The 23,967-nt window shown below is 44.0% G+C and carries 25 protein-coding genes; 2 read left to right on the top strand and 23 right to left on the bottom strand.

Going from position 1 to position 23,967, the window contains the following annotated elements:
* Positions 1 to 626: 626 nt before the first annotated feature.
* The 10 genes from ACX6CI_RS03640 to ACX6CI_RS03595 form a co-directional block, all read right to left on the bottom strand.
* Positions 627 to 1,481 carry an ABC transporter permease gene (locus ACX6CI_RS03640; protein ID WP_458776820.1) on the bottom strand — a complete coding sequence of 285 codons (855 nt, stop codon included), beginning with the start codon at positions 1,479 to 1,481 and terminating at the stop codon, positions 627 to 629.
* The gene (locus ACX6CI_RS03635) at positions 1,478 to 2,332 is read right to left on the bottom strand and encodes an ABC transporter permease (protein ID WP_458776819.1); all 855 of its coding nucleotides are present in this window, start codon (positions 2,330 to 2,332) and stop codon (positions 1,478 to 1,480) included. Before ACX6CI_RS03635 ends, ACX6CI_RS03640 begins: the two co-directional genes overlap by 4 nt.
* Complete coding sequence (locus ACX6CI_RS03630; protein ID WP_458776818.1) at positions 2,319 to 3,422, bottom strand: ABC transporter ATP-binding protein; 1,104 nt, start codon at positions 3,420 to 3,422, stop codon at positions 2,319 to 2,321. The genes ACX6CI_RS03635 and ACX6CI_RS03630 overlap by 14 nt, the downstream gene beginning before the upstream one ends.
* Before the next feature lie 102 nt (positions 3,423 to 3,524).
* Positions 3,525 to 4,586, bottom strand: coding sequence for an extracellular solute-binding protein (locus ACX6CI_RS03625; protein ID WP_458776817.1), 1,062 nt, complete (start codon positions 4,584 to 4,586; stop codon positions 3,525 to 3,527).
* A 298-nt stretch (positions 4,587 to 4,884) separates the two neighbouring features.
* Entirely contained in the window at positions 4,885 to 5,235 is a 351-nt protein-coding gene (locus ACX6CI_RS03620; protein WP_458776816.1) for a DUF3592 domain-containing protein, read from the bottom strand.
* A gap of 17 nt (positions 5,236 to 5,252) precedes the next feature.
* The gene (locus ACX6CI_RS03615) at positions 5,253 to 6,752 is read right to left on the bottom strand and encodes a tripartite tricarboxylate transporter permease (RefSeq protein ID WP_458776815.1); all 1,500 of its coding nucleotides are present in this window, start codon (positions 6,750 to 6,752) and stop codon (positions 5,253 to 5,255) included.
* A 101-nt stretch (positions 6,753 to 6,853) separates the two neighbouring features.
* Positions 6,854 to 7,267, bottom strand: a complete 414-nt coding sequence (locus tag ACX6CI_RS03610) for a tripartite tricarboxylate transporter TctB family protein (RefSeq protein ID WP_458776814.1) — start codon at positions 7,265 to 7,267, stop codon at positions 6,854 to 6,856.
* 18 nt (positions 7,268 to 7,285) lie between these two features.
* Positions 7,286 to 8,242 carry a tripartite tricarboxylate transporter substrate binding protein gene (locus tag ACX6CI_RS03605; RefSeq protein ID WP_458776813.1) on the bottom strand — a complete coding sequence of 319 codons (957 nt, stop codon included), beginning with the start codon at positions 8,240 to 8,242 and terminating at the stop codon, positions 7,286 to 7,288.
* A gap of 61 nt (positions 8,243 to 8,303) precedes the next feature.
* On the bottom strand, positions 8,304 to 9,743 hold the full coding sequence (locus ACX6CI_RS03600; protein WP_458776812.1) for an aryl-sulfate sulfotransferase: 1,440 nt from the start codon (positions 9,741 to 9,743) through the stop codon (positions 8,304 to 8,306).
* A gap of 30 nt (positions 9,744 to 9,773) precedes the next feature.
* On the bottom strand, positions 9,774 to 10,502 hold the full coding sequence (locus tag ACX6CI_RS03595) for a FadR/GntR family transcriptional regulator (RefSeq protein WP_458776811.1): 729 nt from the start codon (positions 10,500 to 10,502) through the stop codon (positions 9,774 to 9,776).
* A gap of 361 nt (positions 10,503 to 10,863) precedes the next feature.
* Between ACX6CI_RS03595 and ACX6CI_RS03590 the strand changes: the two genes are divergently transcribed.
* On the top strand, positions 10,864 to 11,205 hold the full coding sequence (locus tag ACX6CI_RS03590; RefSeq protein ID WP_458776810.1) for an IscA/HesB family protein: 342 nt from the start codon (positions 10,864 to 10,866) through the stop codon (positions 11,203 to 11,205).
* Positions 11,206 to 11,372: 167 nt separating this feature from the next.
* Here ACX6CI_RS03590 and ACX6CI_RS03585 read toward each other — a convergent pair whose 3' ends face one another.
* A complete protein-coding gene (locus ACX6CI_RS03585) occupies positions 11,373 to 11,645 on the bottom strand; it encodes a HesB-like (seleno)protein (RefSeq protein ID WP_458776809.1) in 273 nt (90 codons plus the stop codon).
* Between the two features lie 457 nt (positions 11,646 to 12,102).
* Here ACX6CI_RS03585 and ACX6CI_RS03580 point away from each other — a divergent pair, with 457 nt between their 5' ends.
* Complete coding sequence (locus tag ACX6CI_RS03580) at positions 12,103 to 14,136, top strand: PKD domain-containing protein (protein ID WP_458776808.1); 2,034 nt, start codon at positions 12,103 to 12,105, stop codon at positions 14,134 to 14,136.
* Positions 14,137 to 14,411: 275 nt separating this feature from the next.
* Here ACX6CI_RS03580 and ACX6CI_RS03575 read toward each other — a convergent pair whose 3' ends face one another.
* The 12 genes from ACX6CI_RS03575 to ACX6CI_RS03520 form a co-directional block, all read right to left on the bottom strand.
* Positions 14,412 to 14,657, bottom strand: a complete 246-nt coding sequence (locus tag ACX6CI_RS03575; protein WP_458776807.1) for a hypothetical protein — start codon at positions 14,655 to 14,657, stop codon at positions 14,412 to 14,414.
* A 444-nt stretch (positions 14,658 to 15,101) separates the two neighbouring features.
* Positions 15,102 to 15,452: a n-acetylglutamate synthase gene (locus ACX6CI_RS03570; protein WP_458776806.1), complete on the bottom strand. Its 351-nt coding sequence runs from the start codon at positions 15,450 to 15,452 to the stop codon at positions 15,102 to 15,104.
* An 83-nt stretch (positions 15,453 to 15,535) separates the two neighbouring features.
* Positions 15,536 to 15,919: a hypothetical protein gene (locus ACX6CI_RS03565; protein WP_458776805.1), complete on the bottom strand. Its 384-nt coding sequence runs from the start codon at positions 15,917 to 15,919 to the stop codon at positions 15,536 to 15,538.
* 137 nt (positions 15,920 to 16,056) lie between these two features.
* Complete coding sequence (locus ACX6CI_RS03560) at positions 16,057 to 16,635, bottom strand: DJ-1/PfpI family protein (protein ID WP_458776804.1); 579 nt, start codon at positions 16,633 to 16,635, stop codon at positions 16,057 to 16,059.
* 709 nt (positions 16,636 to 17,344) lie between these two features.
* Positions 17,345 to 18,400, bottom strand: coding sequence for a Glu/Leu/Phe/Val family dehydrogenase (locus ACX6CI_RS03555; RefSeq protein WP_458776803.1), 1,056 nt, complete (start codon positions 18,398 to 18,400; stop codon positions 17,345 to 17,347).
* A gap of 57 nt (positions 18,401 to 18,457) precedes the next feature.
* Positions 18,458 to 19,027 carry a 2-oxoacid:acceptor oxidoreductase family protein gene (locus tag ACX6CI_RS03550; protein WP_458776802.1) on the bottom strand — a complete coding sequence of 190 codons (570 nt, stop codon included), beginning with the start codon at positions 19,025 to 19,027 and terminating at the stop codon, positions 18,458 to 18,460.
* A complete protein-coding gene (locus ACX6CI_RS03545; protein ID WP_458776801.1) occupies positions 19,024 to 19,770 on the bottom strand; it encodes a thiamine pyrophosphate-dependent enzyme in 747 nt (248 codons plus the stop codon). Before ACX6CI_RS03545 ends, ACX6CI_RS03550 begins: the two co-directional genes overlap by 4 nt.
* A gap of 3 nt (positions 19,771 to 19,773) precedes the next feature.
* The gene (gene vorB / locus ACX6CI_RS03540; protein WP_458776800.1) at positions 19,774 to 20,832 is read right to left on the bottom strand and encodes a 3-methyl-2-oxobutanoate dehydrogenase subunit VorB; all 1,059 of its coding nucleotides are present in this window, start codon (positions 20,830 to 20,832) and stop codon (positions 19,774 to 19,776) included.
* Between the two features lie 177 nt (positions 20,833 to 21,009).
* Entirely contained in the window at positions 21,010 to 21,237 is a 228-nt protein-coding gene (locus ACX6CI_RS03535) for a 4Fe-4S binding protein (protein ID WP_458776799.1), read from the bottom strand.
* A gap of 222 nt (positions 21,238 to 21,459) precedes the next feature.
* Positions 21,460 to 22,044 (bottom strand): helix-turn-helix domain-containing protein, encoded by a 585-nt coding sequence (locus ACX6CI_RS03530; RefSeq protein WP_458776798.1) that lies wholly within the window; start codon positions 22,042 to 22,044, stop codon positions 21,460 to 21,462.
* 469 nt (positions 22,045 to 22,513) lie between these two features.
* Entirely contained in the window at positions 22,514 to 23,071 is a 558-nt protein-coding gene (locus tag ACX6CI_RS03525; protein WP_458776797.1) for a hypothetical protein, read from the bottom strand.
* A gap of 236 nt (positions 23,072 to 23,307) precedes the next feature.
* Complete coding sequence (locus ACX6CI_RS03520; protein ID WP_458776796.1) at positions 23,308 to 23,802, bottom strand: hypothetical protein; 495 nt, start codon at positions 23,800 to 23,802, stop codon at positions 23,308 to 23,310.
* Positions 23,803 to 23,967 lie beyond the last annotated feature (165 nt).

Genomic DNA, 23,967 nt, shown 5'->3' with positions numbered 1-23,967 from the left:
TGTGACTGAGAAGTCCATCAATATAACTCTTTTTTCTACTTAAAATTGAGCGAAAAGTAAAGAGAGGTTCCCTTACCAAAACAATTATATAGACTATATTTTCTTTAGTTTTTTGTACTATTTCATAGGACTATAGATGTCTTTATGAGTGCATTCTCACTTGACTGCTATACTGACCCATAATGTACTAACCAGATCGTACCGATTCTTTCGATATAGGCTGGCCATAATGCGCTTTAGTCGCATAGCGGTATACCTTATGTAGGATCATGAAAACGAATCGAAGATTAGCAATGGCAGTTCAAAACTGAGAGTATCCCAATGGTTTTAACCTTGTTACCGACAGAGTAGATCTTCCTACCTGAATAAAGATGGGCAAAATGGAGTAACTGCAAACAAGAGCTTACCAAAGACTCTCTCCATCTCCCCGCTTCGAAATGTTGCTCCATTTGCAACCATTCTTGGGAGCGAGAATGTTTACAATTTTCTTTGGCGAAGTGTGTCAGGCAAGCTGGTGTACACCCTCAGCACTCTTCGTACCAAAATTTTCCCTAAAACAACAATGTGAGCATGTATACCTCCCCCACAACCTACATATGTAAAATGGAGTTAGGGAGGGCATTACATTACTCTTTGGATTTTGTGAAAAAGAGATTAAGAGCTGCGAGTATCGAAGTAAAAAAGATAAGCAGGCAGGACACAGCATTAATGATCGGGCTGGAACCGTCTCGCACCTGCAGGTATAAATTAACAGGTAGGGTCGTCTCTGAACCGACTAAAAAGAGGGTAGTGTTAAAGTTTTCAAAACTCATCAGAAAGGCCACAGCTCCCGCACCAATGAGTGCTGGTCGTAAAAACGGGATGGTGATGTAGCGAATCACCTCAAAACGTGAAGCTCCTAGATTTAAAGCTGCCTCCTCTAAGGCCGGGTCAAACTTTTTTAAGCGTGCAGAGACCACCAGCAACACAAAGGTTGTGATAAAGGAAAACTGGCCCAAGACCACAAGGGCAAAACTAGGTCGTAGTAGTGACAGATCGATCCCCCAATTATCTTCCATATACAGGCCGGCGCCGTTGGCTGCAAGCAGTATAGAGATACCAAGGATAACACCAGGAATAACGAGGGGCGTAAGGGCCAAGAAGTAAAGAGCCTGTTTTCCGCGAAACTCCTCTTGCTCAAAGAGAAAGGCACCCATGGTCCCTACAATAAGAGATAAAAAAGACACCCACAGGGCGGTCTTTACACTAACGAGGATAGCTGTAAGGTTAGATCTGTCATACCAGAGTCCCACACGCTCGGGTCCTGCTGAAACAAACCAATCGAGGCTAAATCCCTTCCAGGGAAGGGCTGGGAAATTTGAGTCATTAAAGGCCAGCACGCAGGTGACCAGAAGTGGTGCAAAGAGAAACAGGAAAAAGAGGCCGATATATAGTCTATAGCCGGCGATATATGCTGTGGAACGTGGCAGTGTTCGTATCATGATAGCGCCCTCCCAAGGTCTTGCCTGGTGATTTTCAAGCCAAACCAGATAATCGTTGAAGAGAGAAGGAGGAGAAGAAAACCAAAAGCAGCACCCTGATTCCAGTTAAAACTCGCAATAAACTCGTTATAAATCTGCTCAGTAAACCAGAGGGAGTTTTTACCACCCATGAGATTAGGGGTAAGATAATTCCCAAGGGCGAGCATAAAAACAACAATAGAGCCTGAAGTGATCCCTGGAGCCGCATAGGGGATCACAATTTTAAGAAGTATCGTCAGCTTTGACGCACCCAGGTCGTGGGCCGCCTCAATAAGGCTATCATCCATACCTTCCAAGGCCGAGATAAGAGGTACAACCATAAACAACATGGAGGTGTAGACAAGGCCCATGATCATAGTAATATCGTTATACAGCATTTCGATGGGCTGATCCACAAGCCCCATTATCAGGAGAAAATGGTTCATCACCCCACTCTCCCGTAGCAAAATCATCCAGCCGTAGACGCGGACCAACTCACTTACCCAAAAGGGTAACAACAGAAGAATGGTAAGAAAACCCGCATTTTTTTTAGGAGCCACCTTCACCACAAAAAATGCCACAGGAAAGGTGATCAAAAAAGTAAGAATGGTCACCAATACTGCGTAACTCGCTGTTCGTACAAAGGTGAGCCAGTAAATCTGTTCCGTGAAAAAATGTGAATAGTTTTCAAAGGTCCAGATAGCATCCCCAAAATCATTTTCCCCCTGCAGGGACATAAAGAGCAACTGCATATGGGGGACAATAATGAGAAGCACCAGCCAGAGAAGGACTGGGGTTAAAAAGATCCAGAAACCAAGCTTATGCTTTTTCATGACCGTCCCCAGTATTGGCAGCGCCATAGCATTTGCAACTTGAGAAGTGAACACCCGCCTGTAAAGTGTCCCCTACCTGAATATGGGCAAACTGCTGGTTTTGTGGAAGTGCAATACTTAGCTCCACCTCACTGCCAATGAGTGTTGCGAGAATCTTGGTATTTGAGCCGTCAAAGAGAATATTCCTCACCTCTATATCAAAGAGGTTGAGACCCTCTGTGTCTTCTGGCGGGCTAAGGATAATAGCTTCCGGGCGGATATAGAGTGTGCACTTATCGCGTATATCCCCCACTGCCACGCCCTGTATTTCCTGGCCCATTGCAGTTTGCACTGTAAAGGGGTCACGGCCGGAAACCACCTGTACTTCAAAGGCATTATTTTCCCCGACAAAGCCAGCCACAAAGGCAGTTTCAGGGTCGGAATAGAGGTTACGAGGAGAGTCAATCTGCTCAAACCGCCCGCAATTCATCACAGCAACATTATCTGACATGACCAGAGCTTCAGACTGATCATGGGTGATATAGATAAAGGTGGTTCCCACCTCGGCCTGCAGTTTTTTAAGCTCGATTTTCATCTGCTCACGCAGTTTTAAATCAAGTGCACCAAGAGGTTCATCAAGCAGTAGTATGGATGGATCGAGCACCAGAGAACGGGCAATGGCCACACGCTGTTTCTGCCCCCCTGAGAGCTGTGACACCTCGCTGTTTTTGTACCCGGACAGTCCAACCCGCTCCAGGATGGAGTCAATTTTATGGTCGATCTCTTTTGCTGATTTGCGCTGTCTTTTGAGGCCAAAGGCAATATTACCCGCAACATTCATCATGGGAAAGAGCGCCAGATTTTGAAAAACAAGATTAACTGGCCGCTTGTTCGGTGGAACCCCCAGCATGTTTTCCCCACGTATACGAAGCGTTCCGGAGTCAGGCTCTAAAAAACCTGATATCATACGGAGTAAGGTGGTTTTCCCACACCCTGATGGCCCCAAAATAGAAAAGAAACTCCCCTCTTCCACTTCAATATCAACCCCATCCACAGCTACGAAATCACCAAATTTTTTAGTGAGCGCTTTTATCTCAAGAACATTCGACATACACACAACCCTTATTGCCTACTTCTACAAACTAGGTGAAATTAAAAAAGGCACCTCCCGAACAGATCAAAGAGGTGCCCAAAGATACAAGGTGTATAAAGCTTACTTCGCAGCTTTTACCTTATCGAGGATCTTACCTTCAACCTGCTCAAGTTTGGCAGGAACAGGTGGATACCACTTGATATTATCTATATCAGCACTGGTAAAGGAACGGTCAAAGTTTTCCTTGATTGAAGCTTCATAGAACTCACTGGCACCCTTGGAGGCAGTACCGTATTTCTCAGCATTGGTGAAGACAGCTGCATTCTCGGGCTTTAACATGAAGTTAATCCACTTATATGCACCCTCTACATTTTCTGCCTTTGCGGGAATTGTGTAGGTGTCAATCCACCCCAGAGCACCACTTTTAGGAGCTACAAAGTCAATATCAGCATTTTCAGCATGGAGCTTCCAACCACCATTATCCCACGCCATGGCAACACTTACCTCACCACTACGTACCATCTCAAGGAGTGCATCTCCGTTGGCCCAGTAATTTTTAACATAGGGCTTGGCAGCAATCATCTTCTCTGAAACAGAGTTCATTAAAGCACTGTACGCCTTAGGATCACCATATTTGGCAAATGGATCATCACCGCCGGCAAAAGCCAGAGCAATGAGGGTTGGTCGTTTTAAACGGTAGCTAATACGACCATCGTATGCAGAATCGAGCAATGCATCGTAGTCAATTGCATCCGGGGCCATCTTCTTATTTACAATCAAACCAGAGGTTCCATAGCAAAATGGTACACCATAGGAATCATCTCCAACCTTGGTGTTCTTTTTAACGGCATCGAGCATGGAGGTAACCAGCTGTCCTTCTTCAATCTTTGTATAGTCAAGTGGTTGATACAGCTTATATTTCTCCTGTACGGATGAGATACGGTCTTGACTTGGTTGGGCAAGATCAAACCCCGCCCCACGGGTTGCGCGAAGCTTAGCAATCATCTCTTCATTGTTTGAAAAGGTAACCTCTACCTTCATACCTGTTTCTTTCTCGAATTTTTCAATGAGTTGCTGTGGTGCATACCCCTTCCAGGTTAAAATCTTTAAGGTATCCTGAGCCATAACAGCTGTTGCACTGCCCACCATCATCAAGGTCAATCCTACTAAAAATCTCTTCATCACATTCTCCTGTTAATTTTTATCATCATACACATTTAATATGCGGCCAGCAGACACACTATTGACCAAATATTTAGTTATGATGAGTTTAAAATTAGAGTTTTATGCCCTGCTCCAGACATCTTCCAAGGATAACGGTTTTTTTATATCCCACACTGCGAATGAAGATCAAATTACCCACACATTCAAAAAAAGTACAGTCAATTTAAATCCACAGAACCATTATCCTTTTTCACTCGCCCCATGAGGACACAGAGAAAGGGTACCAAGCCCATTAAAAACAGTTGAAAGGGAAGTATTATGAGTGATAGAGACTATCGATAAAGGCAACGCCAGGAGTATCTTTATGGTAGTAGACCTTAAGAGAGTCTCCTTTTTTTGGGGAGAAAATCCAGTAAAAGTTGATCTTACTTTTATGTTCATGGATATTCCCAAGGTGATCAGTGTAGCGTACGCGGGGTCTGCTGGACAGGTCGGAACCAATGACAGGATCATTAAGTACAATTGCCTGGGCGGATATAGACTGGTTTCGCTTACGTAGGTAATCATAGATTTTGTAGGCCGTTGGCACCATAACAATGAGCGACAACCCTACGACAAAGATCTTTGTGAAATAGTCACCAATTATATCTGAGACTCTCTGCGCCATTCAGTGAACCGTCGAGGTTATTTAGAGGTACCATTGCTTTTCAGTCCAAACCATACAGTAGAGGCCAGGGCTAAAACAAGTAATAACAGAGCCAAAGGGTGGGATAGGAGAATAGTCAGATCTCCATCAATTATATTCAGAGACTGGGAGAGGGATAACTCAAATCGTTCCCCAAGAAAGAAGGCAATCACAAAGACGATAACAGAGTAGCCGTAGGAACTCATCAGATACCCGAGAAATGCAAAGACAAACATTACAGCCACTCCAAACAGCCCTCCCGTTGCAAGGTACACTCCTGTAATACAGAGCAGCAGCGCCGCTGGAAAGATGACAGACTCAGGTGCCTGAATAACCTTGGCCCATAAACGAAGCCCCAGCATCCCCGAAAAGAGGTTGAGGATATTAGCCATGAGAAGCGTACCAAACAAGCCGTAAATCAGCTGTCCCTGTTCCTGAAAGAGAAGTGGGCCAGGCTGTACGCCATGGATCATTAATGCACTGATGATGAGCGCTGCTGCAAGATTCCCTGGTATGCCCAGGGTAAGTAGTGGTATCAGGTTTGCACCAGCCACCGCAGAGTTTGCAGACTCTGTGGCCGCCACACCATGTATATTTCCTTTACCAAAACTTTCAGGCTCACTTGAAGCCTGTTTTGCAGTAGCATAACTCATAAAGGAAGCGGCAGATGAATCAAGTCCTGGAATGGCTCCGAGGATGGTTCCAATTACTGACCCTCTAAGTATCGTATACTTACAGGCCCAGAACTCCGTAAAACTCACTCTTTTATCGGATTTTTCCTGGGTCTTAGGAATAACAATTGCAGACTCAATCTTGCCACGAATACGCGCCATCCTCCGAATAATTTCGGCTACAGCGAGCATCCCGAGCGCCATCGAAATGAGAGGAATACCATCGTACAACTCAAAATAGCCAAAGATAAAGCGTGGCGTACTGTTTTCCGGATCAAGCCCCACCGTCGCACAAAAAAGACCAAACCCTGCTGCGACTATTCCCTTTGCCATGGAATCACCAACCAGGCCTGCAATGATAGAGAAAGCAAAAACCATCAGACAGAAGATTTCGATGGGTCCCATTTTCAAGGCAACAACCGCAATAAATGGTGCCACGGTTATAAGGATAATATCACTAAAGGCATCTCCGGTAACAGATGCATACAAGGCCATTTTAGTAGCTTTTTCAGGCTTGCCCTTTTTGGTCATGGGATAGCCGTCAAGGGTCGTTGCGGCGGCATCAGGAGTGCCTGGGGTATTTATAAGAATAGCCGGAATAGCGCCACCAACCAGTCCTCCCTTACTCACTCCCATAAGAAAACCAATGGCGGGCAGTGGGCTTAAGGTAAATGTGAATGGAATGGCAATTGCCATAGCCATTACTGGACCAATCCCAGGAATAGCCCCTACGAGTTGCCCAACTATGATGCCAAACCAGACAAAAAATAAATTATGCAGGGTGAGTGCGTCGGCAAAGCCTGCCAAAATTATTTGTAAATCAATCATTTTGTCTGATTCAATCTTTAATTAACGTATCCCGATAATTGGGGCGAAATAAGCTGCAACTCAAACCTTCGGGTAGTAATTATACCAGGCTGACATAGAAGTCATGGAAGAGGTCTTTTAAGCAGATAATCTATAAAAAACCAAACAGATACGGGCATCAGCACAACTCCAACCAAGAGCCACTGCCATCTTCTCTCACCAATTACCAACATAAGTGCCAGCACCAACAGGGGTGCTGCCACCAGATAACTGACAGTCATCAACCATACCCCCAAAACCCCGATGATAAAAAACAGGAGAGCTCTACGCGATGAGTTACGATCAAACTCATTTCCACCCCTTGGAAAAACAGAGTGGAGAAGCCCCGCAACAGTTATAATAATCGCAGCAATTGTTGGAAGGGTGGCAGGTTTCAGCCACCCCGAATCAACAACTTCTGTCTGGCTTGGAATTATAAAAACGAGCAAAATAATTCCAAATAGCACAACAACAACACCTGACATGCGATTTTCCATTAATTCTGCATCCTATAGTTACTCAGTCTTTGCAGCCTTAACGAGAGCCTTAATATCAACAGCGCCCTGACTCATCATCTCGTATGTTCCTACAGGGCCCAGATTATGGGCCTTTGCCTGCATCGAGTTTATAAGACCTTCTTTTACACTCTCAGAGTTAATGGCCTCATCAAATGCCTTAGCAAGGGCAGCCTTAATATGTTCAGGCAAATCTTTTGGAGCTGCAATATAGAAGTAAGGCTCCAGATAGAGATCAAAACCGTTTTCAATCAGGGTCATGCTCTCCGGTGCGCACTCCTGTCTATCCTTACTCATGGAAGCGATCAGTTTCAAATCGCCACTCTTAATATATTTGACATGCTCACCTGCAGTACAGGCAATATCGACATGTCCACCAAGAATAGACTGGACCTGCTCCGCGCCACTTTTGTGCTTTACAAACTTGAACTTAACGCCAGCCTTTTTAGCAACAGGCTCAAGCACCATTTGTTGGGGCTTGGCATCAAAACCAACTGCAATACCGCCTTTTTGCTTTTTAGCATAGGCAATGAGTTCTTCAAGATTGTTATAGGGCGCATCCGCCTTTGCAACCATACCAATCTCACCGCGCATGATTGTGGCGAGGTAATCAAAGGTATCAATGTTAAAGGGAAGTTTATCGCCCCTTGAAGCAAGGTTGAGAAAGATTGGCATACTCACGCCTAGCCCTAAGGTCTGACCGTCAGCCTTTTCTCTCATAAGTGATGAAAACATGGCGATTCCGCCGCCCCCTGGCTTGTTTTCAACCACAACATTCCAACCGGTATTTTCTTCAATCTTAGCAGCAACTAAACGCCCCATAATATCTGTCGAACCACCGGCACCAAAACCTATTTGGAGCTTGATGGAGTCCTTGGGAGCCCAATCCTGACTCAGCCCCAAAGAAGGTAAGGCCATAACACATACCAGTGCTGCAATAGAGAGTAACTGTTTCATCTACTTCCTCCTGAATGTACAATTTTTTATATCTGCGATCTGCAATACTAAAAGTTTCGTACTATTTTTTATCATCTGTATCAGAGAGAACACATAAAGCCGAAGATGTCTGGTACGGCACAGCCCCCGCCACTGTACTCTCAGATCTGGCCCCTCTCGGGCTTGCCCCATCAACTCTATAATCAACAACACTAATGGGTTTTATATCAACTTCCTCAGGTGCGTCTACCTGGGGAATATAGTCGTAAGGATATCTATAGGCCCGGTACACCATATTCATGTTAAAATGCTGTCCCCAGTAGGGTGAGATATACTCCCACACAAGCTCATAGCCTGCAGTCACTTCAAAAATTCGCCCGCCGCTGCCTTCTGTTATAAGGGTGTTTCCGTTTGGTAATCTTTGAGCAGAACTTATAAATGGACTATAGAGGCGATTAGAATCGGTCGGATGTACCAGACCCGCTTCGTGGGGTGTGTACTGCCAGACAATTTTCAGAGCTACCGGATCAAACTCTAAGACCCTTGAATAATCCCGAAGAACATTTTTAGTGCCCGTTGGGCTCGCCGGATGACAAGCACCATAACCAGCCCAGCCACCATTGTCATAAACCAGGATATTACCTTCTCCCGGCAGACCTTTTGGGATCATATGGGCATGGTGCTGACCAATTATCCACTCAAGATCTTTTTCAGGAGTATCGTCGTAATATGGGCCAACCTTCCAGACAACATTTCCTGTCGCCTTACTAATAATAAATATGATATTTGTTTCCCGGCCATCCACTATGATGTTATCTGGATGAAAACGTGTATCACCTGCGTCAAACCATTTATTAGGCCCCAAGAGTGACATGGAGTTAAGATGCATCCAATCCCCCATACCACCACCACATGGGCGCATATTGGGGTCAAGTGAGAGCGCTGTACGCGCATCCTCTTTAAAACCAAACTCCTCAAAATGATCACTGCAGACCCATTCCCAGAGGATTTTTCCATCCCAGGATATTTCATAGACAGTATCATCAAGGAGATTCTTATCGCTTATTGCCTTGGAATAAACATTTTTGTGACCGAGCAACATCGTGTTACCTGCATTCGTCAGCGGTTCCATACCTGGCACATAGTAGCCGACTGGATTACCCTCACGCTGATAATCATGATGAACACGAGCCATCCATTGAGGTTCTTCACCGGGGTCATCAATGAACTCATACTCGTTAAATTTCCAGACTACGTTTCCATCCCAGTCAACCTGGATCAGATCTCTATAATCCTGCATACCATACAGGGTCGAACGCTCACCAGTATGGCCCAGCACTTGTCCACCAGGAAGAAGTTTATTGGGAAAACCGTGGAGACCACGCCATAATTTAACCTCACCCCCATTCATATCGATGACCAGGGCCCCGTGCTCTTTTGCCTGAAATACAGTGTAACCGTTAAAACACTTTGAAGAGTCGTAAACAGTTGTTCCTGTAGGATATACGCTTGGATAAGTCATTTGTTTCTGTTTCCTTTCCTAACCAGTTCATCAACTGATCGTTTCACCGTTCTTTCTTCTCTGTCTTATAATTTCTTCTAAAGCATCAAAATGCTGTTTCATGACTAATTCTGCCTGTTCTCCATCACCTGCCTTGATGTGTTCGTAGAATAATTCATTAAAACGAATATCCATCCTGGCAGTTTCAAGATCAGGTTCTTTATCCAACACCCGCTGAAAGACATGGACAAGACCAGCCATCAAGCCACTGATAAAGCGGTTGTAACAGGCATCGGCAATGAGTTTGTGAAACCCTATAGCCTTTGTCTGGTCAGGATCACCCTGCTCTATGGAAAGATGGATTGCTGCGATGTACTCTCTCATTACGGCAAGATCACTATCGGTCCTGCGTTCTGCTGCAAGCCGAGCAAGATCTGGTTCTAGAATCTGCCTGAATTCGGCCAGATCTGTTAAAGTCACACCACCAAATAAAAATGCATTGGTGACAACATCCACCATCTTCTCAGCACCAGGTTCAGCCACAAAGCTTCCGCCAAAGATCCCTCTTCTTTTTACAATCAACCCTTCAATTTCAAGCTCTCGCAGAGCCTCACGGGCAGAAACCTTACTTACTCCATACTGCTTGGCAATTTCAATTTCAGGAGAAAGCTTATCACCAGGGCTATACACTCCATCTAAGATGGCTTGCTTCAGGTCACTTTTAATTTTGTCTGAAATTCTTATCTGTGGTGCCAACTGAGGCTTAGATGATCGAGACACAACGACTCCATAAATATTAGTTCTTTAAATGTTAGTTCTTTTAAAAGGTCATAATTCCAGACGAAGTAATCTTTGTCAAGGATCATGATTGACCAGCTTTTATGGAAACACAATGGTGTTTCGGCTATTACCTGAAAGTTTATACTAAAAATACTGGCTGGAAGGCCTTGACGACCTCAGAGGTAGAAATCTAGATTAGGCCTGATAGATTGCTATGTGATAAGTACACCCATTACGATAGGTTTTACCTATTTGATCTATACAATATCTTGTTTTAAAAGAGTGTGTATGCGTGGGTGACTTCTGCCCCGTTGTGGTGTCCAGTAAAAAATGAACCCAAACTATAATAAAAGGAACGATCATGTTGGATATATCTGATTTGGCAACGGAAAAACTGCTTGCATATCTAAAAGAGAATAATATCACTTCATCACTCAGGATTGCCGTAATGCAGGGAGGATGTTCCGGTCCTTCACTTGGGCTCGCTCTTGATGAAAAGAAAGATAACGATGAGTTGTTTAATTGTGAGGGCTTAGCTTTACTCGTTGAGAAAAGTTTGCTGGAACAATGCGGTTCCATCAACGTTGATTACGTCGATGCCGGCACCCGTTCTGGTTTCTCCATCAGCTCTGCAATTCCACTGCCTGGAGCGGGTGGCGGGTGCAGTTCCGGCTCTTGCGGTTCTGGAGGATGTGGTTCCTGATAAATACCAACACGATCCACAGGATGCTCAAAACCCTTCTACCTGTTGGCAGATGGGTTTTGTTCATTGTCAATGAAGTACGTCGTTTATGTAACTACTGAGTAGCCCCGGAGACCAACAAATCAAGGCTCAATAGCAGCAGGCCGGACTCCGCAAGAGCCTCAACGTTAACAGTCATATCCTATATGAAGCGAATTCGCAGAGGTGATCCTGAATCCGGAGTTGTTCTCTCCTTCGATGAAATCAATATTGATGGCACCACACTGTTTAAGAAGGATCTTATCCACGATAAACGTTACACCCTGAACGCAAAATGTCTCATCCTGGGGTTTTTCCTCATCCAGAGAGAGTCTCAAGTAAGGTATTGCCCCCTCTTCCTCTACCATAGACACCCTGATTTCTAAGACCATCATATGGCTTTCTTTAGGATAATTAATCAACCTATTATTCTCCTTCCCACTTCCTTTTACTCAGATCATTTCCACCGATCACAACCCTCTACATGTATAAGAGTATGTTAACAGTTTTGGTAGTTGTCAGGATACATTAACATCGCTTTTGCTAATATGTCAAATCGTAATGTCCGATCATTAATAGTGTAGGAATATGTTTTATCTGGTTGACACATGCACTAATCCAAGTGGCTCATTATGTATACGACTACAAGGAAATGGAGCTGTGTAACAAAAAGCAAAGTTGATCTATGGCGATGACGCATTATTCGAAATGATTTTGAAATGGTATCACAACTCTGGTTGTAGTGCTCATCATCAGGTCCGGAAAAAGCCGGTAATATTTGCGAGCCCTCTCTTCCTGTGGTAAGTTGCTAGAATTTCAATATTTGTATTACAACCTACATATTGCAAACGCCAGATTTCCCGGAGATACTTCTTCATTATGATGAACTTTTTCCCCTGTAACATTGTCACCAGCCTGTCATATATCCTTTTAGGCCTGGCTATTTTCCCTGTATTCCTGTGCCTCGATGCTCAGCCAGCCTATACAGCCCAAGAAGGGAAAATAGTTCCAGTGCTCTCCCTACTCCTTCTCGACAATCCGCTCAATAACAAGGTTCCGGTTGCCAATGCCGGTTCCGATCAAACGGTGGCCGACAGTGATAACACGCCTGGTGAGTTGGTCAAGTTGGATGGTAGCGCATCAACTGACAATGATGGAACCATCGTTACTTACCATTGGACTGAAAACAATATCGAAATCGCATCGGGCGTCAATCCCAGTGTATTTCTCAGTGACGGTAGCCATACCATTCGTTTAACGGTTATTGACAATGATGATTTCAGCAGTGTTGATGACGTCAGCATCACCGTCCTGCAACCACAAGCTATACAGCCGAATACACTGTTAGGGACAAACCTGTCAGGAGTTACAGATTACGATGGTCAATGGGATTTCGTCGATGTGATGAAAAATTCCCGAGATTGGATCACGTATCATTCAGCAGGCTCAAGTCCTTGGGATACCGGGTTAAAAGATCAGATTGCAAAAGATGCTGACGGCTATCCACTACAAATACCATTTCCTATTGCGGGTCAGCCTGATCAAAACGTACGAACTGTGGTTATCAATGTTGGTGAACATTTACCAACGGCTACGTACACAGTGCTGTTTGATGGTGATGGTGATTTGAGTTTTGGTGGTATTGCAGGAGGAGCGGTTAACAGAGTCTCATCAAACAGGTATGAAGTGACCGTTCAATTTGGTGAAGGTTTATGGCTCAACATAACACGTTCAGATGTTGCTGATCATGTGCGAAATATTCGCATAATCACTCCCGGTTTTGAAGATAATTATGCTACGCAAATATTCCATCCATTATTTTTGAGGCGTCTTGAAGGTTTTGGTGTTCTCCGGTTTATGGATTACATGAGAACCAACGGTAGCCCAACGACGAGTTGGTCTGAGAGAACCACTCCGACATCTCATACCCAAAACTTGAGTGATGGTGTATGTGTTGAGTATATGGTTGAGCTGGCCAACAGGTTAAATATGGATGCCTGGTTTACTCTCCCCCACATGGTAAATAATGAATATGTTGCTAATTTTGCACAATATGTCGCGAATAATCTGCATCATAACCTGAAAGTCTATGTTGAGTATTCCAATGAATTATGGAATTCCGGATTTTCACAAACCCATTGGCAGTGGGAGGCTGCCTGCAATGACCCGGTGACCTTTACCCCCCATACCAGTGGAACTGACTGGGGCATCCCTGGCTGTAATGATGGCACCTCAGCGCATCGATTCCAGGCCAAACGAACAGCAGAAATAATCGATATTTTTGAACAGGCGTTGGCGCAGGATAAAACCCGCGTGATTGGGGTTATTGCGTCTCAGGCGGCGAACTCCTGGGTGGGTGAGCAGCTGCTCATTGCAGCGACTGATCCAGTGTATAACCCGAAGGATATTGAAATTGATGTACTGGCCATTGCGCCATATTTTGGGGGGAGTGTTGCCAATCAGATTGTCACAGACGGTGTTGTTGATACCATAACGAGTACTGAAATCCTCCAACGGATGGATGTTGATATGGAGGGCCGGGCCATGGTGTGGATGCAAAACAACCTAACAATTGCCAATCAATTTGGCGTTGATTTGGTTGCCTATGAAGGGGGGCAGCATTTGGTCGGTACTGGTGAGAATCAGAACAACGACACTCTGACAGCAAAACTCACTGCAGCCCAAAGTGACCCGGGAATGGGGGCACTTTATGAAAAATATCTAAACTATTGGTTTGCCAACGTTGGCAATGTTTTTGCCAATTTTTCATATGTTACGCGGCCCAGCAAATATGGTTCATGGGGAATTTTGGAGTATCAAGATCAACCGATTGAAGAAGCGCCAAAATTTCAGGCAATTCGCAACATTCAATCTGATTTGTTTGGTTTTGAGTTCACTCCAGAAGACTCATAGAAGAAACAAACACCCCACAAGGGGGTATAAGTGCCTTCAAGGTCTCACGACGTTCACTACCTGGCGTAAGTTCTTAACCTACCGATTCCAACACATTCTTTTCGGTTTCTCGGAGTCTACACTCCCTGTTTTTTATGACATTTTTTTTTGGGGGGGAGTAAGGCACTAATAAGAAATGAAGCGGGTTTGAGCTCAACTTTGAACAACATCATCGTTGAAAACCCGGAGCATTCCGTGATTTGTGTATGCAGGATCATGGTCGTTGCTGGAGCGGTTTATTGGCTGTTCTTATTTCTTGCCATTACCCATATGAACAGGATAGCCACCAATCCAACTAAGAAAACCATCCCTCCGGTTTTGTAAAATATTCCAGCTACAAAACTATGAAAGTCATATCTGGCCTGAAGTTCAGGCGTGGGGTCCTGATAGGGAATACCGGCAAACATAATATCGTAAACAAGCCCCATCATAACGATCACGATGCCTGTGAATGAAACCCCGGTTAACGTAATGAATCGCATATGAGGTGGTGTTTGGTTGATAGATAAATGAATTTTGATGCTTATGCATTAATCACTCATAAGACCTTATAGCCAACTACTGTAAGTTTCAATGTTGCGAGGACAGCAACTCCGGTATTCTCAAGATACAGAATAACCGTACGATTAGAATCTTTATTTTTAAAGAATCCAAGATTACCATATTGAAGACGTGCCCCAGTCAGAAAAGAACAACCGTCTGACCAATAGGGAGCTGTACCCGAAAATTATTTGAGCACACTTCTATCTACAATTCAGTCCGGAAAAAGAATATTGAAACCGGTTTGATTTCATTTTTTCATTTCTCCTATTTGTTTAAAAGCCTTAAAAGCAATTAATTTCCTACCACCTAACGACAAAATCACCAGCTGCGCCAGTGACGTAAAGGAAAGCACCGGTCGTTCTCGTAGTCTGATACAGCCCATGTTATACGCTATCTATTTCTTCAATAACGGATTCGCCATTCGATTTATCACCTGTAAACCACTGCCATTTCTCCATAAACCTAAGCCTTCCATCTTCTAAAACTTCAGGAGTAGATAGACATCTGCCAATCATTAGTTGATGGTGATTATTAACATGATGATAATAGAAATCCAGTTGACCGTTATCCAGTTTTTTTCCTATGAGATGCCCTTTTATAATATTGCCACCATAATAGTCGGCTGAGATAATTTCTCTGTCTTGATGGTAATGGAATAAAGTTTCAGCGTTCACATCTCCATTCTCTGAATTTGAAACGGAGTGAAATAATTTGCCTTCGAGGTTAAATTCCATCTTTGCTACCTTGTGCATAACGAATTGAATAAACAATAGAGGATACTGGTCTCTCCCACTACTAATCTGGGTCTCCCAGATTACTACTCCAGCAATTCTTGTGCTTTCTTAATATTATCAACTCCAAAAATAAACCGGTTGTTTTCGGCTGGATATCCAAAATTAACCCTGATTTCATTCTCTGCAAACAATCTACAGATTCCTCCAAAAGAACCCGGTTTTCCAGTAACACCCTTTTTATCTTTATGGAAAACAAATACTTCAGTTACATCCTTGATTCTGACCCCAGAATTTTCAAGAACATGTCTTGCGGTTATAGCATCTTCCACCACAAAATGAATGACACACTGTCCACTAAATGTGGCTAATGTCAGGCCCTCAATATTTACACCAGCGGCACCTAGAACTTCACCGATCAACGCAAGATTTTCTGAAGATTCGTCTTGAATTACGCAAATATCTCTCATAATAAAACCCCTATTTTCACGTATAACATTATTTTAGCAGCCGCCCTTTTTTTTGCATCGGTCGAATTAGCCATATTGTCCACTTTTTATTTTTTCAGTGTTAGAAAATCACCGTCAATTATCAATAGATTGCTTTATTATACGTTTTTTTGCCAGGTTACTTCCATTTGCCTGGCAGTATTTATTGCGATTGATTCACCTTCAACAAGACTAACTAAGTGCAATGATAAATCTATACCTGCTGCGATTCCGCCAGACGTGAATAGTTTACTTTGCTGCACCCAACGTGCATTCGATATCACATCTAGCTCTGGATATTTGATGCTTAAATCTTGTTGATCTTCCCAGTGCGTTGTTACTTTACCCGATGTAACACAACCACTCGATGCAAGTAGAAATACACCTGTGCAAACAGACACCAAGTAGGCGACTTTTTCGGATATCTCCTTTACCCATGATTCTACAACATCGTTTCCAACGATATTTTCATGAACCCCACCAGACACAATGAGAATATCCAACGTATCAATTTCGTAGATACTTTTTGTGTTAACCTCGAACCCGCCTCTTGTTTTAACTAGCCCACCATTCTGACTAATTAAAAACGGATTAAATATCGAAGTATTTAACAACCTCTCTGCCGTTGAAAATACTTCATAGGGGCCGGCAAAATCTAAGACTTCAGCTTCTTCATATATAAGTATACCTATTTCCATGATGTCTCCGAAAACGTACAACGTCTGCATCACCGGCAACCTTGATGAAAGAGGACTAACGATGAATCTTTATTGAAACTCTGGGAAAAGCCCACTCCGAAAACGATTATTGTCCGGATGCATGCTGTTGTTATAAACTTTTCGGTTTCTCAAATTGCCAACCTGCATCTTCCCATGCCTTTGCCATCAATGGATTACGGCTTATAAATTAATTGACGTTACCAACAGGTAGTCGTTTAAAAATAATGGGAATATCAATCCACCGAGCGATACAGTCATAAATACGTTCTGCTAACCCAAGATCATAAAAATGAATGGATACCCAGCCATGGTGATACAACCGATGACAAATCGGGCTTTTTTAGATTTGCTGATTGAGTCAGGTTGATACCGTCAAAACTTCGGGCAACCATAGTTAGCAATGCATTTTATTGTTATGCCATTACCTGCATAGTATCGGCAGTGACTGCACTATATATATCCCAAAACCAGAAAAAGACAACTAGAATAGCCACTTAGGAGGTTACTCAATTCGAACCCTGTTATGCTCGACGTTGTACTCTCTATTACGGCTTTTATCGGTTGGTGTTTCACTTGTTCCCAACAATTATCTGGAATGTGGCGATGTGCATGAAGGCATACAGAGTCTCGGCATGGGGTGGTTTCGACCAGGAAACCGATTGTTTAGGACAAGCTGAAGGAGTAAAGACTAAACAACATCCTGTAACGGGTAACGTCCTGCGGCTACATACTTCTCCGCCAACCTGTTGGCGATTATATTTGTCGGTAGTTTCTTTAGTTCTGCTGTTTTCAGAACCTCTTTAAGGTTCTCTCCAATCTGCAGGGTCAGAGCACGCGCCTTCTCGGCATCATATACCTGCCCAATCTCACAGCATATATTCATCACACCCCCTGCATTTACCACATAATCAGGGGCATAGACAATATTTCGTTTCAGTAGCCTTGCTCCATCAGATTCTTCAAGGAGTTGATTATTTGCACTCCCAGCCACAATCCTGCACTTTAGCCTGGGAATCGTTTCGCTGTTTAAAATTCCTCCCATGGCGCAGGGGGAAAAGATGTCACAATCCGCATCATAGATCTGTCCGGGGACAACCTCTATAAACGGCACATTCTCCTGTAGTGCTCTGATGTTATCTGCATTGACATCTGCCACGATCAAGCTGCAGCCAGCAGTGTACAGCATCTCAGCCAACCTTCCGCCAGTCTCCCCCACACCCTGAATTGCAACCGTTAAACCGTTCAAAGAATCTCGCCTCATCAGATGCTTCACCGATGCACAGATAGCGTGATATACCCCAAGCGCGGTAAACGGGCTTGGATTCCCACTGGCGCCAACCGTAGCGACATGACCAGTCCGGCTTTTTATAACAGCCATGTCTTCGACTGTCGAATTCATATCTTCAGCTGTTATATACAGCCCATCGAACAGCTCAACAAAATTACCGATTTCTCTAAAAAGGGCGATACGATCAACTTCATTAAGATCAGCATCCACAACACTCTTGCCACCACCTAGCGGTAGTCTCGCCAGGCTGTTCTTGTAGGTCATGCCTTTACTGAGACGCAGAACATCGGTTAATGCTGCATCTTCAGATTCATACTTCCAGACCCGGCAACCTCCTAATGCAGGGCCTAAAGCGGTGTTGTGAACAGCTATCCAGGCAACAAAACCGACATCTTCGTTATCGCAGCGGACAACCCGCTCATATCCCTCAACATCCAGTTCTGTATAAATATTCATAGTTCATCAATGGAACATATTGATTCTGATAAGCGTAATATTTCTCAAAACTCCGATTCACGCTGCCCTGTTGAGCGTTTCCTTATTGTTTACATATTCCATCCCGCACGTGATCGCCTTTAGGTTAAGCGGCAGCAGTTTTTCAGATTTTTCCCCGAAAACTCGAGCAAAAGCCTTTTCCAGACTCTCTTTATCTACAACCTGCATGATCCCAAGGTACGCCCCAAGCATAACCATGTTTGCAGCCCGATCATCACCACACTTTTGGGCCAAATCACCTGCGGGGATATAGTACACATCAATATCATCCCTCTCCGCTCTTTTGTCTGCCATCGAGCTGTTCAGAAATAACAAGCCACCGCTCATAAGCGCGGGTTCGAACTTGATAAGCGAGGGAAGGTTCATGATTATTGCACAGGTTGCATCTCCTGCAATAACCGGTGAGCCAACAGGTTCTTCTGAGAGCATCACGCAGCAATACGCTGTTCCTCCCCGCATTTCAGGTCCGTAGGAAGGAAGCCAACTCACATGCAATCCCTCAAGCATTCCGGCATATGCGAGCAGTTGACCAAGCGACATAACCCCTTGACCGCCAAATCCTGCACAGAGCACTCGTTCATTGATCATTTCGCCACCTCCGGAGATTTATAGACTCCAATGGGGTAGTACGGTATCATGTTGTCTTTTAGCCATTTCAACGCTTCAACCGGTTCCATCCCCCAGCCTGTCGGACATGTTGAAAGCACCTCAACCATGGTAAAACCTTCACCCGCTATCTGAACCTCAAACGCTTTTTTGATGGCCCTTCTCGCCTTTCTGACAGCCCCGGGACTATGCACGGAAACCCTCTCGATATATGCAGAACCAGGTATCTGGGCAAACATCTCGCAAATGCGTAAAGGGAGTCCACTATGGGCGGTATCTCTGCCTTTTGGAGCAGTTGTGACCTTCTGCCCGGGTAAGGTGGTCGGCGCCATCTGACCGCCAGTCATACCGTAGATTGCATTATTGACAAATATTGTAGTTATACGCTCACCCCGATGTGCCGCATGAACTATCTCCGCAGTGCCTATTGAGGCCAGATCCCCATCTCCCTGATAGGTGAATACGATCTTGTCAGGGTGTACACGCTTAATACCCGTGGCCACTGCCGGTGCCCTTCCATGGGCACATTCGACCATGTCAACGTTTAAGTAGCTGTGTGAAAAAATGGAACAGCCGACGGCAGCGCAACCAATAGTTTCTCCAAGCACGTCAAGTTCCTCTAGGATCTCAGCCACCAACCGGTGAACAATACCATGGGTGCAGCCTGGACAGTAGTGTGTCTCTTTTTCCGTCAACCCGTCAGTTTTGTGGAAGTTAGCTGTCATGATTCAGTTCCTCCCCAGCAATGATTTCACCTGTTCAACAACCTCGACCGGTGAAGGTATAACGCCGCCGGCCCGCCCATAAAATTCAACCGGACGAGCACCATTTACAGCCAGGCGAACATCATCAATCATCTGTCCACAGTTCATCTCCACGCAGAGTATCGCCCGACATTTTTCTCCTAATGCAGCAAAAGGCTCAACCGGAAAAGGCCAGAGGGTCTGCGGGCGTATCAATCCTGCTGAAATTGACTCTTCCTCGAGCATTTTTATTACATTTTTGATAATCCTCGACATTGACCCATAGGCAACCAGCACGATTTCGGCAGATTTGAGATTATACTCCTCCCACCGGCACTCATCTCGGGCAATCTGTTTGTATTTCTTCTGGAGTGTGAGATTTTTTTCCTCAAGCATCTCCGGCGCAAGCCTCAAAGTCGTAATAGTGTTAGGCGCACGTTGGTTTTTGTGCCCAACAGTCGCCCACGGTTTTTCCGGATACTCAGGTTTAGACCACCCCTTAAACTCAACAGGTTCCATCATCTGGCCCAGTAAACCGTCACTTACAATAAACACTGGTGTGTGGTACTTATCCGCCAGTATAAACGCCTGCCGCATCATCTCTGTAGATTCTTGAATTGTCGCCGGAGCAAAAGACGGTATCTGATAATCTCCGTTGCCCCCTCCACGTGTCATCTGATAATAATCGGACTGAGCTGGCTGAATGCCGCCAATACCTGGCCCTCCACGTTGAACGTTCACGACCACACAGGGAAGCTCAGCCGCAGCCAACAGCGAAAGACCTTCCTGCATGAGAGCGATCCCTGGAGATGATGACGATGTCATTGTGCGCGCACCCGCAGCAGCTGCGCCAAAAACCATATTTATTGCGGCAATCTCACTTTCAGCCTGAACAAATGTCCCTCCAGCCTCGGGAAGCTCTCTTGCCAGATATTCCGGTATCTCATTTTGGGGAGTGATAGGGTAACCAAAAAAATGAGTACACCCGCTCTTGATTGCAGCCAGGGCAAGTGCCTCATTGCCCTTCATTAAGGTTTTACCCATACCGTCACCTCCATCAGCAAATGGTGGAAAAGTGCTAAAAGTCAGAGAGAAAAGAAAATCCCTTTGACCCCTCAGAGCCTCAACAAAATCCTGGTTTCCTGTATCGCTGAAAAGTTGTATTCAAACTTTTCGTCATTCCCAGGCCTTGCCCTGCAATCTCTTGCTCGTTGCAGGCACTTATGCGGCCAGTAGCTCCACTGTAATGGCCACATCCGGACACATCATTGCACAGCTGCAACAGCCGGTACATTTTTCATAATTTCTTATAATAGCAGGATGATACCCTTTTTGATTCGTTACACTCTCATCCAGGGAAATTATCTTCTCCGGACACACCGCCACACACATGCCACACCCTTTGCAACGCTCACTGTCAAACAGCGTATATCCTTTAGATCGTGCCATATCATACCTCCTCAAGGGTTACTCTATTACCGACCTGTGAAACGGCTCAAATGTTTCTCAAGAGAAAACTTTGTTCATCTACGCTTAACTTAATGGTAGCAGATTTTCTGATTTAGTCAAGGTGTAAAACCACGCTTTTTCAACACTATGAGAGCGATAATCCGGGAAAAGGAGAAGTGAAACTTGATTAAATCTAAATAAACTTGCCCGAAAGAGCACAGCTTATGGACGGTAAATTACAACCAGGGTTTTCGCAGGACCTCCCAACCCTCTGTAACCATGGGGTATATCCGAATCGAAATAGATGCTGTCGCCTTCTTCAAGTACAATAATGTCATCACCACAACGAAACTCAAGACGTCCTTCAAAGAGAAACAGGAACTCTTCTCCCCGATGATTATTAAAGACAATCTCTTCCGCCTTGCGCATTTCCATCTCAACCACAAAGGGATCCATCTTTTTACCAATCTTTGGGTATGCCAGCGGTTCATACTGGTATCCGATATGGGAAATATGTGGTCCTTTTGCAACACCGTAGCGATCATTTTTTCTAGTAACAACAACATTACTCGGCTTGGTCGAATCTCTAAAAAAATGCCCTATCCCTACCCCAAGAGCAGTTGCAATCTTTAAAAGAGTTGCAATAGGAGGTGTCACCAGATTGTTTTCAATTTGGGAAAGATTCGGTTTCGACAACCCGGTGAGATTAGCCAGCTCCTGCAAGGTCAGGTTGCGATTATTTCGTAACGTCCGAACCTGACTGCCTATGTCAAGAGAGGCGACTTTATGATTAATATCCTGCACCATATGTTGCACCCGATAGTAAGAAAGGAAAACCGAAAGCTCTTGAGATCAGCAATTCACTGAAATCCCGCTGTCCGCTAGAACCATACATTATCTAAAGCTTATATAACAAGCATCCTATACCTTTGTAAATATGCGGGAACTCGAAGGTCTCACTACGTTCACTATCTGGTGATAAGACTAATCGTACGATTTCAATTCAATCCCTGAGTTTCTGGGAGTCTACGCTACCTGCCGGGTCGCCCACTCGTCGCGCCCCGTCGCCCGTCGCCCGTCGCCCGTCGCCCCGAAATAGATTTTTTAACGCCTCTAGATGCAAAGGGATACGTGCGTCCTGACAAAATTGCATATCATTCGATTGCACATCAACCAAATGTCCCGAAAAAAAGATATTTCCTTATTATTCCCCCGGGCTTGTTCAACCATGGATAAGATCTTGGATCGCTACGCTCTCACAATCTATCCTTATTCGTTAGCTGCCTGCTACTTTTTTGTATTCATTCATTAAAATTGGGTGGACGCACTTGTTATGGAGAAACAACTTGTAAGGATTGCTTGAAGCGTCAATGGAATCATTATTTTCTCTAGCAGTATCAAAAATATATTTTCTAATCATATCATCTAATTCCGCCATCGATTTTTCAGACATTTCATCGGGAAAAACTTTTGAAAATTCATTCACGCCGACTTGATATGCTAACCAAACCGGATCCGTCAAAAAATTCGGTGCACTTGATGAAAAAGCAATCAAGTCAACTGTTTCAATATCTTTGTAGGTTGCTATTCGTTTGAAGGTCTCAAAACCAGACATCTGTTTCATTGAATCTGAATCTCGCAGTTCCAGCCAATAAATGAACACGATTGACTCACTATCTTCGTCGTACTGCAAAACAAGTACATTACCCCGATCGTATTCACCATTCATGATTCGAACAATTTCATCTACGAATTGTTTTTTATGGTCACGAAGGAACTGTTCTGCTCTTAATTTACTAATTCTTACTTTCGCAACGATCGCTGTTGGTTCCATTAATGGTTTCCTCTGTTATTAACCAATTTGGCGTTTTGCCAATGAATTTTCGAAAATCGAATCATCGCTTAGCTTGTATGTAACGTACTGCGAATAACGTGGACATAATCGGCGGGATCTAGCGAGTCCGTGTTGATGGAATTGTTAGCGAAATTTGAAATTTTCTAATATGTTGGGGCCCCAGATCATACTCACACATGTTTAGCGTGAGATCAGCTATCACAACAGCATCTTTTTTATTTGTTGCATTTTGATCGATACTCATTGATTTGAGAAACGATCAAAGAGGGCTTTTCTCTATAGGTTGCCAAATTGCAAACCACGATTCCCTTTTCCAGATTTTCGTTGTTAAGTCCACCTAACCATTTATTCTTTATCTTATATTTTTTCGGATTTGAAAATTCGATAATCAACGAAGTGATTGGCCCCATTTGTCCGACAGGAATTACCTCGTAGGAAACTTCATCAATTTCGGACCATGGCAACGCGGATGGTTTAAAATCATCTACAACCAGATAATCAGGTGTGAGTCTGATTTTATGTGGTATCGCCTTCATTAATATTCTGCATAGAAATATTGAAATGAAAGACAATGGAGATAAAATAACTACCGAAACAAGAGTGTTATTGGTCAAACCATATTTTGCTATAATATATATAGGGAGCAAGGCGATTGAAGATAATGGAAGCAATAAAAATGCATAGTAAAAATAATCTTTTCTAAACGACACAATATCTATCTCCACTGCTTATACACATTTGCTTAAATTATAGGCTTGACCTTTTATGTCTAAAGGTACGCCAGGTTAACATTTTTGTATAATCTCAACAACATTAGGTAATCTTCATCGTCTTCTTCAATTATCTTGAAGCCGAGTTTTACATATATTTTCACA

This window comes from Desulforhopalus glucosivorans (assembly GCF_054397165.1).
This window is presented reverse-complemented; position numbering and strand designations above follow the sequence as displayed.

What these genes read in the sequence shown, in the direction of transcription:
- ACX6CI_RS03640 (WP_458776820.1), bottom strand. Translation starts at nt 1,481, where the DNA reads ATGATACGAACACTGCCACGTTCCACAGCATATATCGCCGGCTATAGA.
- ACX6CI_RS03635 (WP_458776819.1), bottom strand. Translation starts at nt 2,332, where the DNA reads ATGAAAAAGCATAAGCTTGGTTTCTGGATCTTTTTAACCCCAGTCCTT.
- ACX6CI_RS03630 (WP_458776818.1), bottom strand. Translation starts at nt 3,422, where the DNA reads ATGTCGAATGTTCTTGAGATAAAAGCGCTCACTAAAAAATTTGGTGAT.
- ACX6CI_RS03625 (WP_458776817.1), bottom strand. Translation starts at nt 4,586, where the DNA reads ATGAAGAGATTTTTAGTAGGATTGACCTTGATGATGGTGGGCAGTGCA.
- ACX6CI_RS03620 (WP_458776816.1), bottom strand. Translation starts at nt 5,235, where the DNA reads ATGGCGCAGAGAGTCTCAGATATAATTGGTGACTATTTCACAAAGATC.
- ACX6CI_RS03615 (WP_458776815.1), bottom strand. Translation starts at nt 6,752, where the DNA reads ATGATTGATTTACAAATAATTTTGGCAGGCTTTGCCGACGCACTCACC.
- ACX6CI_RS03610 (WP_458776814.1), bottom strand. Translation starts at nt 7,267, where the DNA reads ATGGAAAATCGCATGTCAGGTGTTGTTGTTGTGCTATTTGGAATTATT.
- ACX6CI_RS03605 (WP_458776813.1), bottom strand. Translation starts at nt 8,242, where the DNA reads ATGAAACAGTTACTCTCTATTGCAGCACTGGTATGTGTTATGGCCTTA.
- ACX6CI_RS03600 (WP_458776812.1), bottom strand. Translation starts at nt 9,743, where the DNA reads ATGACTTATCCAAGCGTATATCCTACAGGAACAACTGTTTACGACTCT.
- ACX6CI_RS03590 (WP_458776810.1), top strand. Translation starts at nt 10,864, where the DNA reads ATGTTGGATATATCTGATTTGGCAACGGAAAAACTGCTTGCATATCTA.
- ACX6CI_RS03580 (WP_458776808.1), top strand. Translation starts at nt 12,103, where the DNA reads ATGATGAACTTTTTCCCCTGTAACATTGTCACCAGCCTGTCATATATC.
- ACX6CI_RS03575 (WP_458776807.1), bottom strand. Translation starts at nt 14,657, where the DNA reads ATGCGATTCATTACGTTAACCGGGGTTTCATTCACAGGCATCGTGATC.
- ACX6CI_RS03570 (WP_458776806.1), bottom strand. Translation starts at nt 15,452, where the DNA reads ATGGAATTTAACCTCGAAGGCAAATTATTTCACTCCGTTTCAAATTCA.
- ACX6CI_RS03565 (WP_458776805.1), bottom strand. Translation starts at nt 15,919, where the DNA reads ATGAGAGATATTTGCGTAATTCAAGACGAATCTTCAGAAAATCTTGCG.
- ACX6CI_RS03560 (WP_458776804.1), bottom strand. Translation starts at nt 16,635, where the DNA reads ATGGAAATAGGTATACTTATATATGAAGAAGCTGAAGTCTTAGATTTT.
- ACX6CI_RS03555 (WP_458776803.1), bottom strand. Translation starts at nt 18,400, where the DNA reads ATGAATATTTATACAGAACTGGATGTTGAGGGATATGAGCGGGTTGTC.
- ACX6CI_RS03550 (WP_458776802.1), bottom strand. Translation starts at nt 19,027, where the DNA reads ATGATCAATGAACGAGTGCTCTGTGCAGGATTTGGCGGTCAAGGGGTT.
- ACX6CI_RS03545 (WP_458776801.1), bottom strand. Translation starts at nt 19,770, where the DNA reads ATGACAGCTAACTTCCACAAAACTGACGGGTTGACGGAAAAAGAGACA.
- vorB (WP_458776800.1), bottom strand. Translation starts at nt 20,832, where the DNA reads ATGGGTAAAACCTTAATGAAGGGCAATGAGGCACTTGCCCTGGCTGCA.
- ACX6CI_RS03535 (WP_458776799.1), bottom strand. Translation starts at nt 21,237, where the DNA reads ATGGCACGATCTAAAGGATATACGCTGTTTGACAGTGAGCGTTGCAAA.
- ACX6CI_RS03530 (WP_458776798.1), bottom strand. Translation starts at nt 22,044, where the DNA reads ATGGTGCAGGATATTAATCATAAAGTCGCCTCTCTTGACATAGGCAGT.
- ACX6CI_RS03525 (WP_458776797.1), bottom strand. Translation starts at nt 23,071, where the DNA reads ATGGAACCAACAGCGATCGTTGCGAAAGTAAGAATTAGTAAATTAAGA.